This window comes from Dyella sp. (assembly GCF_036746095.1).
GTDB lineage: Bacteria > Pseudomonadota > Gammaproteobacteria > Xanthomonadales > Rhodanobacteraceae > Dyella_B.
Window position 1 is genome coordinate 11,435 of sequence record NZ_DAIOEU010000035.1, and the last position, 16,473, is coordinate 27,907.

Consider the following 16,473-nt stretch of genomic DNA (forward strand, 5'->3'; position numbering starts at 1 on the left):
GGCAAAGCCACTCACCACTTCATCCTGAAACCAAGCGTGCCGGTCACCTCATGGCTGTCACCGAAGTGCGACAACCCTGTTTTCCCCTGCACTTCGCCATAGACGGAATAGGTACCGCCACCCCAGTCGAGCGAACCGCCAACGCCCAGGCCGCCCCACAAGCGTTCATTGCGGCTGGCCAGGTCGGTGCCGGAAACATCCACGCGCGTAGCGCCCTCGGCATCGCGATACAGATTGGCGATGACGTAGAGATGGCTGTCGATGGTTCCACGCGGTCCTTGCCAGGCACTGCGATAGTCGACCGCCATGCCGGCGCGGCCGACCAGATCCCTGCCTTGCTGCACGGACACATAGGCGCCGTACGGGTCATTGAAGGCGTTGAATGCCGCGCGCCCGTAACTCACCTGCGCCTGCGGGATCAGCGACCATGCGTCGCCAAGGCGGAAACGCTGGCCCACTTCCACGCCGATGGCATAGCCGCTGCCGTGGTTGCCGCTCTTGAGTACTTGCGCAGCCGTCGTTGAATACAGGTCGCTGTCGAAGCGCGTCCAGCGCCATTGGCCATCCACGTAGAAGCCGCCGTCGCCGTACCAGGTGAGCGTGGTGCCGATGCCGTAGCTGCTGGTCTTGATCCGCCCCATGCCGTAGATCGAATCGACGTTGGTCTGGTAACGGCCGACCTGCAGCGCCATGCCGCCGACCAGCACGCCGCCGGCGGCATCGTTGAACTTGGCGTCGACACCCGCCTGCGCCTTCCAGGTGGAAATGTCGTAGTCGGCGCCACTGGAGCTGATCTCCGGCTTGTACGTCTGGTCTGCGCCTTGTACGCGTACCCACGCCCCATTGCCTGGCGTCATGGCGTCTGTCGCGGGCGTATTGCCCGCCCACGTGCGATCGCCGACGCGCTCATACAACGAGTCGAGCGTATTGATCTGCCGCAACATGGCGCCGTAGGCCTCGTACAGCGGCACGCCGGGCTGATAGAGCGGTGGCGGTGGGGTGGGATCGCCGCCGCCACCCGTGCTGCTGGAGGGATTGATGAGCGCCGAACGCAAATACCAGTCGCCGTCGTTCGGCGTGCTGGTGCCGCCCTGATAAAGGCGATAGGCGTACGCGCCCGCCACTACCGCTTGTTGTCCCTGGAACACGTAATTGCCGGCCAGCGTAAAGCTGCCGTTCGATGCGCCCTGCACGTCGATCAGCTTGATGCCTTGCGTGGTCGGCGCACCGGTGCCGCCCACATTGGTCACATGCACGACGCTGCTGCCGGACGTATTGCCGTTGACGATCAGTTGGTCCGTGACGGAGTTGTCGCCACCCAGCACGGTGTTGAAGTCCAGTGTGCCGCCCTGGCCCAGGTAATCGCCCTGCACCGTCAGCGTGGTGCCTGGCGCGCTGCCGAAATGCACCGTGCCTGCATGGGTCAGCGACGCCACGTTCTGCGCAAAGCCGGCAAGATCCAGCGTGCCCGTTGCCGCCACGGTGACTGCCGACGAAGCACTGAACGCATTCGCCACTGCCGCTTGCAGCGTACCGGCAGTGACGGTGGTCGCGCCGCTATAGGTGGATGCGGCGCCGAGCACCAGCGTGCCGGAACCGGTCTTGGCAAGACTGCCGCTGCCGGTTACAGCACGGCCCAGCGTCAGCGTCGTTCCATCATCGGCCTGGAATGTACCGTTGCCGGTGAGGCTTACCGCGCGCTTGGTCTGGAAAGTTGCGATGGTATGCAGCGTGCCGTCGCCCAGCGTCAGCGCGCCTGCGCTGTTGCCGAGGTTGGCGTCACTCGATACCTGCAAGGTGCCGGCCTGTACCGTAGTGCCGCCGGCGTAGCTGTTGTTGCCGGTGAGCACCAGCGTGCCGAGGTCATCCTTCACCAGCGTGCCGGTACCGGCGAGCTGCGCATCGATCGTTGCCGTCATGCTGGCGCCCGCCGCGGTGCCATCACCCACGCGAACGGTTGGCGTGCTGCCAGCCAACACCAACGTACCGCCAGTGAGGTGATAGCCATCGACCTCGAATTGCAGGCCGGACGCCTGCACCTGGCCGTTGCCGTTGTCGATCGCCACCGTGCCTGGCGTACCGGCGAACACGGCGAACGCGCCGTTCGAATACGGCGCATTCACCGCGCCGCTGGCCTCCGTCCAATCGTCGTTGTCGGTAAGACGCCAGGTGCCATTGCCGCCGTTGATCACATGGTTGTCCTGGCCAGCGGGACCATCCCAGAAGTTGAGCGCGAGGCCGGTGTTGTCGACCAGGTTGACCTGGTGCGCGATCGAAGTCTGCACGTAGAGGTTCGCCGCAGGCAGCGTGCCGAGCACGAGGCCATTGTCGGTGAGCGTGCCGTCGTAGTTGAAAACGCGATACACGCCAGGGCCGAAACTTCCGCCGGGTGTCGTGCTGACGTTGAGCGTGCCGGCCAGCGTCAGGTTGCCGTGCACCGCGGTGAGATCGTTGAGTGCACCGCCCGCCGTGCCGGCCTGGCCGAACTGGTAATCCAGGGTGGCGCCGCTGTTCAACTGCAGGTTGCCATTGATCGTGAGCGTGCCGGCGGCGCCGATATTGCCGGGACTGAGCGTGGCGCCGCTGGCCAGCGTGACGTCGCCGCCGAGCGTGCCGGTGCCGCCCAGGGTGGCGCCGCCCTGCACGGTGGCAAGGCCGGTCGCGGCGGATTGATCGCCGTTCACCAGCAGCGTGCCCGCCTGCACCGTGGTCGAGCCGGTGTAGGTATTCGTGCCGTTCAACATGGTGATGCCGCTGCCGGCCTGCACCACGGCGCCGCGGCCGGAGATCACGCCACCGAAGGTGTTGGTATCGGAGCGGTTGAAGGCCAGCATGCCGTTGTCCACCACGTCACCGGTGATCGAGCCGCTGGCGCCGCCGTTGCCGAGCTGCAGCGTGCCCGCGGTGATGGTGGTGCCGCCGGCATAGGTGTCGGCGCCGGCAAGCACCAGCGTGCCCAGATCCGCCTTCTGCACACCGCCGGTACCCGTCAGCACTGCGGCGATGGTGGCCGTCATGTTCGCGCCATCGCTGGTGCCATCGCCCACGCGAATGATGTTGGGCGCGCCCACCAGCGTGATCGGGTCACCCTGGATGGTGTAGCCGTCCACGGCGAACTGCATGCCGGCACTCCTTACGCTACCCAGGCTGTTGTCGACCGTCACCACGCCAGGCGCGGCGGTGAAGATGGCGAAGCTGGCGTCCTGGTATGGCGCATTCACGCTGCCGTCGACCAGCGTCCAGTTGTCGTTGCCGGTGTTGTTCTGCCACAAGCCGGTGCCGCCTTCGATGACGTTGTCGTTCTGGTGGCCGGGGCCATCCCAGACATTCACCGGCAGCCCGGCCGTGTTCACCAGGTTCACCTGATGGTTCACCGACGTCTGCACGAAGAAATCCGGCGACGGCATGGTGCCGACCGCAAGCCCGTTGTTGGTCAGCGTGCCGCCGTAGTCGATGACGCGGTAGATGCCCGGATCGAAACTGCCGCCGGAGGTGGTGGTGACGTTGATGGTGCCGCCGAGGGTGAGGTTGCCGCTCACCGTGGTCAAATCGTTGTAAGCGCCGCCGACCACGTTGGCCTGGCCGAAGTTGTAGTTCAACGTGGATGCATTGCCCAGCGCGAGGTTGCCCTTGATGCTGAGCATGCCCGGGACGGTGCCCACGTCGCCAGGGTTGAGCGTTGCCCCATCGGCAATCGCCACGTCGCCGCCGATGATGCCGTCGCCGCCAAGCGTGGCGCCGCTTGCCGCCGTGGCGAGTCCGGTCGCCGCCGTTTGATCGCCGTTGACGATCAGGCTGCCGGCGTTGATGTCGGTGGCACCGGCGTAACGGTTGTTGCCGGTCAGCACGGTGGTGCCGGCGCCTTGTTGCGTCACGAAGCCGGTGCCGGAAATCACGCCGGCAAAGCTGCTGGCGTCGGAACGGTTGAAGACCAGTGTGCCGTTATCGACCACGTTGCCGGTGATGGCGCCGGTGGTACCGCCATTGCCGAGCTGCAGCGTGCCCGCCGCAATCGTGGTGCCGCCGGCGTAGGTGTCGTTGGTGGTGAGTATCAATGCCGCCGTGCCGGTCTTGGCCAACGCTCCTGCGCCACCGATCGCGCCGGACAACGTGAGATCTCCGATGGTCTGGAACGTGCCGCCGCCCGCGTTCAGCGTCACCGTGCGTGCGGAAGCGAGCGTTGCCGTGTTCTGCAGCGTGCCGCCGTTCAACGACAGCGCGCCGGCCGCATCGCCCAGGTTCGCATCGCTCGCCACCGAAACGGCACCGCCATTGATCGCCGTGCCACCGGCGTAGGTGTTGGTGGCGGTCAGCGTCAACGTGCCCGCGCTGGTCTTGGTGAGCGCACCGCTGCCGCCGATGACGCCGTCCAGTGTGAGATTGGCTTGCGTGTCGAACGTGCCGCCGTTCGCGCCAAGCGTGACTGCGCGCGGTGAGGTGAATGCAGCGGTGTTGCGCAGCGTGCCGTCGTCGAGTGTCAAGGCACCCGCGGCATCGCCGAGATTGCCATCGCTCGATACCTGCAAAATGCCACCATTGATCGCCGTGCCGCCGGCGTAGGTGTTGGCGCCGCCGAGCACCAGCGTGCCGAGATCGGTTTTCTGCAAGCCACCGGTGCCGACCAGTGCGGCGTCGATGGTGGCCGTCATGCTTGCGCCGGCCGCCGTGCCGTCGCCGACGCGAATGATGTTGGGCGCACCGGCCAGCGTGATCGCACCACCGGTGATGGTGTAGCCATTCACCGCGAACTGCATGCCCGACGAGGTGACGTTGCCGAGGCTGTCGTCGACGGTCACCGTGCCCGGCGCGGCTTCGAACACCGCAAACGCGGCGTTGGCATACGGCGCATTCACCACGCCGGTGCTGTCCGCCCAGTTGTCGTTGCCGCTGGCGTTCTGCCATACACCGTTGCCGCCGTCGACGGCGCTGTTGTTCTTCGGGCCGACTGCGCCATCCCAGAAATTCAAGGTGAGGCCGGTGCTGTTGACCAGGTTCACCTGATGATTCACCGAGGTTTGTACGTAGTACGTGCCAGCCGGCGTGCTGCCGACGCTCAAGCCGTTGTTGGTGAGCGTACCGGCGTAATTGATGATGCGGTACACGCCAGGATTGAAACTGCCGCCCGGCGACGTGCTGACGTTGAGCGTGCCACCCAGCGTGAGGTTGCCGCTGACGGTGGTCAGATCGTTGAGTGCGCCGCCAGGCGTATTGGCCTGCCCGAATTGGTAATTGAGCGCGCCGCCACTGTTCACCGCCAGATTGCTGTTGATCGCCAGCGTGCCCACCGCAGCGGTGTCGCCGGGATCGAGTGCGCCACCGCTGGCGATCGTCACGTCGCCACCGACGGTGCCGGTGCCGCCAAGCGTGCCGCCGCCCTGCACCGTGGTCGCACCCGTGGCGGCGGATTCGTTGCCATCCACCAGCAGCGTGCCGGCTTGCACGGTGGTGGTACCGGAGTAGGTATTCGTACCAGTGAGCGTCACTGTGCCGGTGTTGATCTTGGTCAATCCGCCGGTACCACCGATCGCACTGGTTACCGTGAGATTCGCCGCTGCATCGAACGTGCCGCCGCTCGCGCCGAGCGTGATGGTGCGTGCCGTGCTGAACGCTGCACTGTTGCGCAACGCGCCACCATTGATGGTGATGCCGCCGCTTGCAGCGCCAAGATAGGCATCGCTGGCAACCTGCAACGTGCCGGCAGTAATGGATGTGCCGCCGCTGTACGTATTGGTGTTGGTGAGCACGGTGGTGCCCGTACCGGCCTGCTGCACACCGCCGGCGCCGGAAATCAAACTGTTCAACGTCACCGTGTCGGAACGGTTCACCGCCAGCGTGCCGCCGACGATGATGATGTTGTTGCTCGCGACGGAACCGGTGGTGCCGCCGTTGCCGATCCACAGCCGGCCCTGGTTGATCACCGTGTTGCCGGTGTAGGTGTTGTTGCCGGTCAATACCCAATCGCCGACACCGTTCTTCGCCAGCGTGGTCTGGCCGGTCGTCGCGTTGGCATCGCCGATCGTGCCGCCCAGGGTGTTGGTGCCGGTGTTGGTGCCATCCAGCGACAGCGTGCGCGGCCCCGCGCCCACCAGCGTCACGCCTGCCGTGTTGGTGAAGTTGACCGGCCCGGTGCCGGACGAGGCAATGGTCGAGGTACTGCCAGAGAGCGAGAACAAACGATTGGTGCTGTCGCCGCTACCGGTGTAGAGCAGCACGGAGCTGTTGCCGATCACCAGGTTGGCGGGTGAATTGGTGGACGAACCGATACTGCTCGGCAAGCCGGCATCACTCAGCTTGCCGACGCCGAGCGTGCCGCCGTTGATGTTGGTGATGCCGGTATAAGTGCTGCCCGGATTCTGCAATATCCAGGTGCCGGTGCCGGTCTTGCTGAGCGAGGTCTTGCCGGTGCCGTTGTCGGTGAGCTGTGCCGACAAACTGTTGTTATCCGCATCTGTTCCGGTGAGTGTCAGCGTCTGGCTGGAGTTGGCCGCCGTGAAACCGATCGCCCCCGTATTCGTGAAGCTGACGGCACCTGTGCCGGAAGAGTCGAGCGTGCCACCGCCGGTACCGAGCGAAAACAGATGATCGGTCGTGCCGGCGCTGCCGCCGGTGCCGAGGTATTGCAAAGAGCCGTTGTTGCCCAGCAGCAGATTGCCCGACGCCGCCGTCGCCGCGCCGATGCCGCTCGCCTGGCCCGAGTTGGCCAGGCATTGCACGCTCAGCGTGCTGCCATTGATGTTGGTGACGCCGGTGTAGGTGTTCAGGCAACCGTTCATCTGCTGCGGATAACCGCCACCCGTGCGCGTCACGCCGCCGCTGCCACTGATCACGCCGTCGAAGGTGCCGGCGTAGAAGCCGTTGATGGTCAGCGTGCCGGTGCCCAGCGTCACGTTGCCGTTGCCGCCGAGGCCGGTGACCGTATTGTTGAATCCGTTGAGATCGAGCGTCGCGCCGGCTTGCACGCTCATGCCACTGGTGGGGAGCGCGTTCGCCGAACCGGTGCGCAGCGTGCCGGCACTGACGTTCGTGCCGCCGGTCAGGCTATTGGTGCCCGATAGAACCAGTGTGCCGGCACCCGTTTTGGTCAATCCGCCAGCACCGCTGGCGATGCCGCTGAAGGTCAGCGTGGTGGCAGCATTGCTGACATTGATGCCGGCACCGGCGGTGTCGGAGAAACCGCGATCGGTGCTGACCGTGGCGCCGGTATAGGTCAGCGTACCGCCGTTGAAGACGAGATTGGACGACGCGTTGCTCGACGCACCGATACCGCTCGGCGAACCGCCATTGGCCAGGCAATCGGTGCTGATGCCTGCGCCGTTGAGCGTGGTGATGCCGGTGTAGCTGTTGTTGCAACCCTGCATCACGTGCGCGCCGCCGCCGCCGCTGGTGGTCAACCCGCCGGTGCCGCTGATCGTGCCGGTGAAGGTCTGGCCGTAGTAGCCGAACAACGTGAGCGTTGCCGAACCCAAGGCCACGTTGCCCCCGCCGATGAGGCTGTAGAGGGAGTTGTTGTAATTGTTGAGATCGAGCGTTGCGCCGGTCGCGATGGTGGCGGAGTTGGTCGATGTGGTGTTGCCGAACGCGGATGTCGAACCTGCTTGCAGTACGCCGGCATTGACGGTGATGCCGCCGGTGAAAGTGTTCGTGCCGGAAAGCGTCAGCGTGCCCGCCCCGCTTTTGACGAGCTGGCCCGGGCCTATCGCCGTTCCGCTGACGTTCAAGTCCGTGGCCGCGTTGGCAATGTCAAAGCCACCGTTGCCGGAACTGAGCGTGAAACCGCGATCGGTGCTGCTCGTCGCGCCGGTGTATTGCAAGGCGCCGCCGCCGCTTAGAACGAGGTTGCTGGACGCATTGCTCGACGCGCCGATGCCGCTCGCCAGCCCGCCGTTGGCGAGCGTGGTGACGCCAAGCTCGCCGCCGGCGATGTTCGTGGCGCCCACATAATTATTGGCGGCGTTGGCCAGCGTCAGCGTGCCGGCGCCGGTCTTGGTGAAATCCGAATTGTCGGGGCTGGTGACCTGGCCGGTGAAAGTGAGATTGGCGGCGGCGTTCGCAACGTTGATCGTGCGCGAAGGACCGCCATTGACCAGCGTAAAGCCGCGATCAGTGGTTGCCGTGGCGCCGGTGTAATTCAAAGTCCCATTCTGGATGACCAGATTCGACGGTGCGTTGCTCGATGCGCCGATACCGCTGGCAGTGCCACCGCTGCCGATCGTGCTGACGTTGAGTTGCCCGCCGCTGAGCGTGGTCACACCGGTATAAGTGTTGCTGCCGGAAAGCGTGACCTGCCCCGTGCCGGCCTTGGTGAAGCCGATCGCGCCGCCGCCGCTGTCGACGATGGTCGATGCGACCGTGAAAGTACCTGTGCTGTTCTGCAGAATGCCGAGTGTGCCGCCGCCTGAAAACCCGGTGAGATTGCCGCCGGTGATGGTGTCGTTGTTCGCGCCGACCGTGCTTGCCACGATGATGGTGCCGTTCACGCCAAGCGTGTTGCCGGCGCCTACCGTTACCGTCGAACCCACCGCGACGGTGTACTTCATGCCGCTGAGCTGCACGCTGCCGGCCACCGTGCCGAAATAAGGCGAATTGGCCGCGCCGCCCGCATCGCTGACGACGTCGCCGGACAGCCATGTCGCGGCATTGTCCTTGTTGGCATAGTTGGTGAAGCCGTTGATCACGCCGCTGCTCACCTGCGCGTAATCCGTGCCGTTGACGGTGGCCCAGCCCAGCGCGCCATCCGCATTGGTGGTGGTGATGCTGCCGCTGCTGGGCAGCACGAAATTCACCAGGCCACCGGTGCTGCTGATGGCGCCGAGGTTGAGCGTGGCGCTGCCGCCGGCACCGGACGTCACCGAGATCGTGTTGGTGCCGGCCGCGGCGGCCATGCCGTTGAACGTCTGGCTGTTGGACTGGCCGGCTGCGCCGGTGATCCTCAGTGCGCCACCGGACATGGTCAGCGCGGACGAACTCGAAAGAATGTTGCTGGCCGGCGCACCCGTCGCCGCGAAATTGAGCGCGAGCGTGCCGCCATTCACCACCGTGTTGCCGGTATAGGTGCTGGCGCCGCTGAGCGTGAGCGTGCCGGTGCCGCCTTTGGTAAGGCTGCCGCTGCCGGTGATGCTGCCGGCGTAACTTGTGCTGGTCGTGCCGCTGACGGTGAGCTTGTTCGCACCCAGCGCCACCGAGCCGCCGGTGCCGGCCAGCGACACGAGCGTCGCGTCGTAGCCGCCAAGATCGAGCGTGCCGCCGTTCACCGCCATGGCATTGCTTGCTGCGCCGAATGCCTGCGCGCTTCCCGCGCGCAGCGTGCCGCCGTTGACCGTGTTCGTGCCGATGTACGTGTTCGCGCCGCTCAGCAGCCACACGTCGGAAGGGCCGCCGTTGACGGTGAGATTGCCCGAACCGCTGATGACGCCGGCGGCCGTATTCACGCCGGCATACGAGCCGCCGAGCGTCAGCGTATCGGTCGAGCCGGCGATGAAACCGACATTGCCGGTAAGCGTGACGGCGCCACCGGCGCTGTTGTTGTTGATGCCGCTGCTGTTCTGTACCGACCAGGTGAAATCCGTCGCCCCGGCAGCGGCGCCGGTGTAGTTGACCACGCCGGTGACCAGGCTCAGTTGCGTCTGGCTGCCACTCAGCGGTTCGGTGCCGGTACCGAACGAACTGGCGCTGCCCGTGTTGGCCAACGCGCTCGCGTTCACGGTGACGTTATTGATCTGCGATATGGCGCTATAGGTGTTGGCGCCGCCCAGCGTGATGCTGCGATTGGTGCCGCTGCCCCTGAAGAAGTTCTCCGTGAAGTTCTTGGTGGTGTCGACACTGCTGCTGATGACGCCGCTCAGCACCAGGTCGGCCGACTGTGCCGTGAAGATGTACGCCACGCCCGATGGATAACCCGGCGTGCCGTAGCTTTCGGCGATATTGCCGCTGAGTGTGAGTGTGCCGGTGCCGCCATTGACGAGCGTCTGTCCGCTGTAATAGGCGCCGCCCAGCGACCAGTTGCGGTCCGAGGAATTCCCTGCGCCCGTGTAGACAAGGCTGCCGATGTACTCGTTGACCGCAATCGTGCCGTTTGCGGCAGTGGTCGGCGCCCCGAGCGAACTCGGACCGCCGCCGACGTCGCGAATCGAGGTAAAGGTCACCGTGCCGCCGCCGTTGAACGTGGTGGTTCCGGTGTAGCTGTTGTTGTTATTGGAAAGATTGACGTTCTGTGCGGCGATCAAACTACCGGCACCCGTGTAGAGCGCGGCACCGAGATCGGCCGAACTCGAGCCGCCGGTGAGCTGGAGCGTGCCGCTGGAAATATTGACCGTGCGGCTGGCGCTGAGCGCGGTGCCGTTGTTGGTCAAACCAGCCGTGCCGGTCGTCGTGATGGTGTTGCTGGTCGGGCCGAGCGACGCATCGCCATTGAAAGCGAGCGTCGCGCCGTTGATGTTGATGCCGCCGGTGAACGTGTTGGTGGCATTGAGCGCGAGCGTCGCGCCTGCGCTGGTGCCGGCCACGGTGAGCCCGGCGTTGCCGGCGATCACCGAGTTGATCGTCGCGGTGTTATTGCTGCTGACGGAAATCGTCGGCGTCGCGCCTCCGAACGTCAGCGCGCCGCCGGTGAGCGTGTAGCCGGTGGTTCCAAAATTGAGGCTGTTGGCATTGATCGGCGTGCCGAGCGTAACCGTACCGGCCGTGCCATTGAAGAAGGCATGGTCGAACGTCGCGTTGTTCCAGGCCGCGTACGGGCCGCTGACGCCATCGTTGTTCGGACTCCAGAGCAACGAACTGGTATCCCACGTGCCGGTGCCGCCGCTGCCCGGCGAGGTGCCGTTGGCGTCCCAGTATCGGTTCGACTGAGCCCATACCTGCACGGGTGCACAGGCCGCCAGCAGGGCCGTCATTACGCCCAGGCGCAACAGCCAGGATGACGTCATCCGCACCTGCGTTCGGACGGGTGCCTGCCGCGTGCGCCGTGCGTCGATACTGCTGCGCTTGCCGCGCCGCATCGTCAGCTCTGAGGTGACCACCCAGGTGCCAAGCGCGCTGGACCAAATGACGCGAAAAATGCGATTCATCGTTCGTCCCCTGTCGAATCAAATGCAAGAAGCGCGGTGATTCGCATGCGTTGCGCAGTGCTTTGCCGCGTACAGCCCAGGCGCTTGGAAAAACAGGCCTGCGATCAGAAACACTTGATGCGAAGACGCACCCTGCCATGGCCGGCGATGACTCGCCGACACCTCATGCCCTGCGGAGAACGCGCCTGCTTACTCAGGCAGGCGTGCTTGCGTGCATGTCCGGCGGTGCGCCCTTGCGCACATGGAAGGCCGGATTGAATCTCTGACGGACGGTGTCAAGATGGATCGACATTTGCCAAAGTCCCCTTTTCGCGCTGCCCCTGTGCTTCGTCCGTGCCCGTGCACCACGCCCTTGTCCTAAAGCGTCAAAACCTGTCCCTAAGCGCCCTTATTAGAAAACGATTTCTTGCACGAGCGAAAGTCCCGTTCCGGTAAAAGAAATACCCGTATTCGGCATCGTCTATACAAATTCGGCAAGGGGTCTTGACTCATCACGAAGGAATCGAGCCTTTGGTTCTTCGCACCCATGGCAAGCCAGGCCGAAGCAGGCGGAGCAGCGCGGCCAGCGAAACGGCAACGGACCGGCAGCCTGCGCACCCGGCAAGCCCGCAGCGCCCAGATGTCATTCCAATCCGGCTTTATCCAGCCCGTAGGCCTTGTCGGCAGTGCCGGGCACGCTGGTGAACGCGACGTTGATGCGGTTCCACGCATTGATCGTCATCACCGCATAGGTGAGATCGGTGAGTTCTTTTTCGGAAAACTGTTCGCGCACGTGCGCGTAGAGGTCATCCGGCACGCCGTGCGACGGCAATTGCGTCAGCACTTCGGTCCAGGCAAGGGCGGCGCGTTCGCGGGGCGAGAACAACGGCGATTCGCGCCACGCCGCCAGGTGATGCAGGCGCAGCGGGCGCTCACCGTGTATCACCGCCTGCTTGATATGCATGTCCAGGCAAAAACTGCAGCCGTTGATCTGCGAGGCGCGGATCTCGACGAGGTAGTTGATGGTCTCTTCCAGGCCGGACTTGCCGATCTGCATATTCAAGGCGACCAATTTGTTGAAGAGCTCAGGCGATTGTTTTTGGTAGTCGATGCGCTGTGCCATGGTGCGGATCCTCAGTGGGGATGGCCATCTCCGGCCGGTCGGCGGAGATGCCCGCTAGCGTACGAGGGCATAAAGGCGCCCTGCGTAAATTTGGCGTGATCGCCTCTGGCGGACTGAACTTGCTTCACCCAAAAGCGGCGCGCCGTTCCTCATGCGGCTCGCCGCGAAGGGATCCTACGGACGCAAGCGCGTTATCCACCCGGCCCAGAGTTGAGCGTATCCACGTACTGCTGCAGCAAGTAAATGGCCGCGTGCAGGCCAGCGGCTTGCACCGGGTTGAGTGGCCAGTACGTCAGCGTGCTGGGTGGGGCGTTGGATTGCTTGCTGGCTTCACTGCGTTCCAGCAGCCCTCGAACGACGTTGATGGCCAACGAGGCGCCGGCGAGTTTCGCCATGCGGTTATCGAAGTTTGCCAATCCAAGGCCCAACGGGTCGCGCTGGTCGATGAACGGATCGGGCGGGGATAGTGGTTCGTTGCGAACCGGAGGGCGTGTGCGTGCCGTATGATCTATGGAGGCCATGATCAACATCCTGTGTGTTGGTTGTGGTTTAGCAGGTCGTGGGAGTGTCCGCTCTCACGATCTGCGCTTCTCCAAGCATTGCTGCATGGGTCATCGACGTCGCCCGGTTAAAGATGGCGTCGATGACGGAGCGAACGTAGCAAAATCATGCTTGGTGTGTCTGTAAGGGTTGATTGATCGGTCGTGTGCGTGGCATGTAGGCTGCCTTCCTGCGAGTGATGATCGTGGCGACATCAACTCAAACGCCTCTCTTTATCGTCAGCACGGGCCGTTCCGGCTCGACGATGCTGTCCAACCTGCTTTCGCTGCATCCGGACATACTGAGCTTGTCCGAGTTGTTCAATGCGTTGCATCCGCTTGGCTTCCAGCAGGGTTCTTTCGACGGGCCGCGTTTCTGGACGAAGCTGAGCGAGCCGCGTCCGCGCCATACGGCGTGGCTCCGCCTGATGGAGCGCGGCCTCGTCATCGATGAGTTTCGCTACCCGATGCCCGCCGCACTGCGCTTCCGCGAGACAGGCATTCCGCCATTGTTGGCGATGACGCTGCCACTGCTCAGCGAAGACCCTGATGGGCTGCACGACGAGTTGCGCGTGTTCGTGCAGTCACTGCCGGCAGGCCACGTTCCCCAGCACTATCTTCAAGTCTTTGAATGGTTGTGCGTGCGGCTTGGCCGCCGATTCTGGTGCGAACGCTCGGGTGCATCGCTTGGTCTTGTGCAGGCCTTGTCGCATTTCTTTCCCGACGCAAAATTCATTCACGTCTTTCGCGATGGCCGCGAGTTTGCAGTATCGGCACACCGCTTTGCGCTGACGCGGATGGGCATGATCAGCGCCATGTTCAAGCGCAGGTTCGGCTCAGCGCCCTATCTCACGCCAGCCTACGAAGCACCCGAAGACTTACCTCCGGCATGGCGTGGATTGCTGCCGGAAAGTTTTGACGTGCAGGTATTCCAGAACTTCGCGCTGCCGATCGAGCCGATTGGAACCGCCTGGTCCGAGATGGTTGCCATAGGCCTTGGCATGCTCGAAAAGCTGCCCGCCGAGCGGATCCTGCACGTACGCTACGAATCGATGCTGGATGCGCCGCATGTCGAGCTTCAGCGCATTGTTCGCTTTATGGACCCGGGCCTGGATGATCCTGCTTGGCTTGCACAGGCGGCGGGGCATGTGTGGAAGAATCCAGCGAAGTGGGTGAGCTTGCCTGGCGATGAGCGGATGCGCCTCGAAGCAGCTTGTGCGCCTGGCATGACATTGCTTCGGCCATTTTCGTGAGTCGTTGAAGAAGGCGTGGACATACGTTGGTGTTGCCTTAAGTGTTTCGTTATTACCGAGCAGGCACCCATCGAAGCTGGTAGCCCAATGCATTGGCGACCTTCATTGCCGTTGCCAGGCTCGGGTTGCCATCCGCTGACAACGCCTTGTAGAGACCTTCGCGAGTAAGGCCCGTGTCGCGCGCCAGCTGGCTCATGTTGCGTGCACACGCCACCGCGCCAAGCGCTACGGCCATCAGAGCTGGGTCGTTCTCATCGGAACAGGCATCGAGATAGGCTGCAATATCTTCTTCGCTTTTCAGATAGTCGGCTGAATCGTACCGGCTGAAAGATTCTTTCTTGGCTGCCATATCAGTTCTCCCAAGTGTCTGCGATACGGATAGCCTTGGCGCTATCTTCGCTAGGCCACGCTGCAAAATCTTGCGCACTCGCCAGCAATCATTCGCAAGACTCTGCATGGCAGTTCTGGCGCAAGGCATCCGGCAACTATGTGACCCACGCCACAAATCCATGTCAGGCGCGCATGCTTTACGTGGCGAAGCGTAAGGAACGCCGCTTCATTCACCCGGCAACGACGAAATCCACCCTAACCTCCGCCGGCCATTCGGCACCCCTGGGGAGGGGAGTACAGGGAACAGTACGTCTTCTAGTTTTCCTCGATTCTTTCTTTCGATGTCACTGACTACTTAACTTTGAGGAGTAGCTCCATGACCAGACAAGATTCGATTGGAACACGCACGACAAAAGGATTTCTTTCAACGCGCAAGACCGGTGCATTGTCATTGGCCGTTGCGATGGCGTTCGGCGCCAGTGCGGCGGCGAATGCGGGCCAGTTTTACACGCATCACGTACGTAACGCGGTAAGCAGCAACACGGCACAGCTGGTAAGCAGCCTGCCGGCCGGTCAGCTCATGAGCCTGGACGTGGTGCTGCCGGTGCGCGATCAGGCGGGCCTGGACAATTTCGTGGCGCAAGTCACCGATCCGATGAGCTTGAACTACCACAACTATGTCACGCCGGCGCAATTCACGGCGCGCTTTGGCCCGACGCAAAACGACTACGACACCGTCGTGCAATACCTGCAGCAGCACGGCCTGGTGGTGGCGGGGGGCAGCCGCGATCGCATGGATATCCAGGTGATCGGTCCGGTGTCGGCGGTGGAGTCGGCATTCAACGTAAAGATGCGCACGTATCGGCATCCCACCGAGAACCGCACGTTCTACAGTCCGGACCGCGAGCCGACCACGTCGCTGGCGATTCCGCTGTGGCACGTGTCGGGCTTGGATAATTTCTCGCAACCGCATCCGTTGTACGTGAAGAAGAGCGACTACGCGGCCGCGCACGGCATCAGTCCGGATGCGGTCGTGAGTCATGCCACCACCGGTTCGGGTCCCAGCGCCTCGTTCCTCGGCAGCGATATGCGCGCAGCCTATTATCCTGGCGGCACGCTCACCGGCACCGGCGAGAGCGTAGGCTTGTGGGAGTTCTACGGCATCAACACGTCCGACGTGGCGCTGTACTACTCGACTGCAAAGCAGACCAATCCCAATAACCTGCGCGTGCTCTCTACCGACGGCACGTCGACCGGTTGCAGCGGCAACTGTTCCGATATCGAGCAGACGCTCGACGTGACGCAAGCGCAAGGCATGGCGCCGGGCCTGAGCAATGTATTGATGTATGTCGGCTCCACCGATACCGCGATCATCAGCGCGATGACCGTGTCGACGGATGGCTATGCACCGCCGGCCACCATCGGTTGCTCGTGGGGCTGGACGCCGGCCGATCCGTCCACGCTCAATCCGTATTGGCAAAAGATGGCCGCGCAGGGCCAGAGCTTCTTCGCCGCCTCCGGCGACAGTTCCACCTGGTCCAGGCGCAATGAAGCGTGGCCGGCCGATGCGGCCTATGTCATCGGCGTCGGCGGCACCGATCTGACCACCAGCGGCGCAGCGGGCCCATGGGCCTCCGAAACGGCATGGGTGGACAGCGGAGGCGGCATTTCGCCGGACAAGATCGCCATTCCTTCGTGGCAGACCGGAGCGATCAACGGCAGCAACAAAGGCTCGACGACTTACCGCAATGGGCCGGATCTGTCGGCCAATGCCAACTTCACCTTCATGGCGTGCGGCAATGGCAGCTGTACTTACAACCAGTACGGCGGCACCAGTTTTGCGGCACCGATGTGGGCGGGCTTCGCCGCCTTGGTCGACCAGTCATTGGCCAGCCATAGCAAGTCGAACCTGGGCTTCTTCCTGCCCACCGTCTACAGCAACAACATCAACAACAGCAGCATCTACTCGGCGACGTTCCACGACGTCACCAGCGGCAAGTCCGGCAGCTATTCGGCTGTGACGGGCTATGACCTGGTGACGGGTTGGGGCAGTCCGGTGGGTTCGGGCTTCATGTCGCAGTACGGACAGTAAGCGCGTAGTGCAAGCAAGTGGTGAACGGAGGCCATGCGTGGCCTCCGTTCCTTTTTTGCGATGCGCGAGCGGCAAGGCGAGTATAAATGCGAGG

At 63.6% G+C, this 16,473-nt stretch carries 6 protein-coding genes; 2 read left to right on the top strand and 4 right to left on the bottom strand.

Annotated features, from left to right (window positions below):
- Positions 1–11 precede the first annotated feature (11 nt).
- The 3 genes from V7M64_RS14325 to V7M64_RS14335 form a co-directional block, all read right to left on the bottom strand.
- The gene (locus V7M64_RS14325; RefSeq protein ID WP_333679962.1) at positions 12–11,063 is read right to left on the bottom strand and encodes an autotransporter-associated beta strand repeat-containing protein; all 11,052 of its coding nucleotides are present in this window, start codon (positions 11,061–11,063) and stop codon (positions 12–14) included.
- 622 nt (positions 11,064–11,685) lie between these two features.
- Positions 11,686–12,165, bottom strand: a complete 480-nt coding sequence (locus V7M64_RS14330) for a carboxymuconolactone decarboxylase family protein (protein WP_333679964.1) — start codon at positions 12,163–12,165, stop codon at positions 11,686–11,688.
- Positions 12,166–12,356: 191 nt separating this feature from the next.
- Positions 12,357–12,686 (bottom strand): hypothetical protein, encoded by a 330-nt coding sequence (locus V7M64_RS14335; RefSeq protein ID WP_333679965.1) that lies wholly within the window; start codon positions 12,684–12,686, stop codon positions 12,357–12,359.
- Positions 12,687–12,910: 224 nt separating this feature from the next.
- Between V7M64_RS14335 and V7M64_RS14340 the strand changes: the two genes are divergently transcribed.
- Positions 12,911–13,957: a sulfotransferase gene (locus V7M64_RS14340; protein WP_333679966.1), complete on the top strand. Its 1,047-nt coding sequence runs from the start codon at positions 12,911–12,913 to the stop codon at positions 13,955–13,957.
- A 52-nt stretch (positions 13,958–14,009) separates the two neighbouring features.
- Here the strand turns inward: V7M64_RS14340 and V7M64_RS14345 are convergent, their stop codons facing one another.
- Positions 14,010–14,306, bottom strand: a complete 297-nt coding sequence (locus tag V7M64_RS14345) for an addiction module antidote protein (protein WP_333679967.1) — start codon at positions 14,304–14,306, stop codon at positions 14,010–14,012.
- A 357-nt stretch (positions 14,307–14,663) separates the two neighbouring features.
- Here V7M64_RS14345 and V7M64_RS14350 point away from each other — a divergent pair, with 357 nt between their 5' ends.
- Entirely contained in the window at positions 14,664–16,379 is a 1,716-nt protein-coding gene (locus V7M64_RS14350) for a S53 family peptidase (protein WP_333679968.1), read from the top strand.
- Positions 16,380–16,473: the final 94 nt, after the last annotated feature.

Coding starts and splice junctions, on each gene's coding strand:
- V7M64_RS14325 (WP_333679962.1), bottom strand. CDS start 11,063: ATGAATCGCATTTTTCGCGTCATTTGGTCCAGCGCGCTTGGCACCTGG.
- V7M64_RS14330 (WP_333679964.1), bottom strand. CDS start 12,165: ATGGCACAGCGCATCGACTACCAAAAACAATCGCCTGAGCTCTTCAAC.
- V7M64_RS14335 (WP_333679965.1), bottom strand. CDS start 12,686: ATGGCCTCCATAGATCATACGGCACGCACACGCCCTCCGGTTCGCAAC.
- V7M64_RS14345 (WP_333679967.1), bottom strand. CDS start 14,306: ATGGCAGCCAAGAAAGAATCTTTCAGCCGGTACGATTCAGCCGACTAT.
- V7M64_RS14350 (WP_333679968.1), top strand. CDS start 14,664: ATGACCAGACAAGATTCGATTGGAACACGCACGACAAAAGGATTTCTT.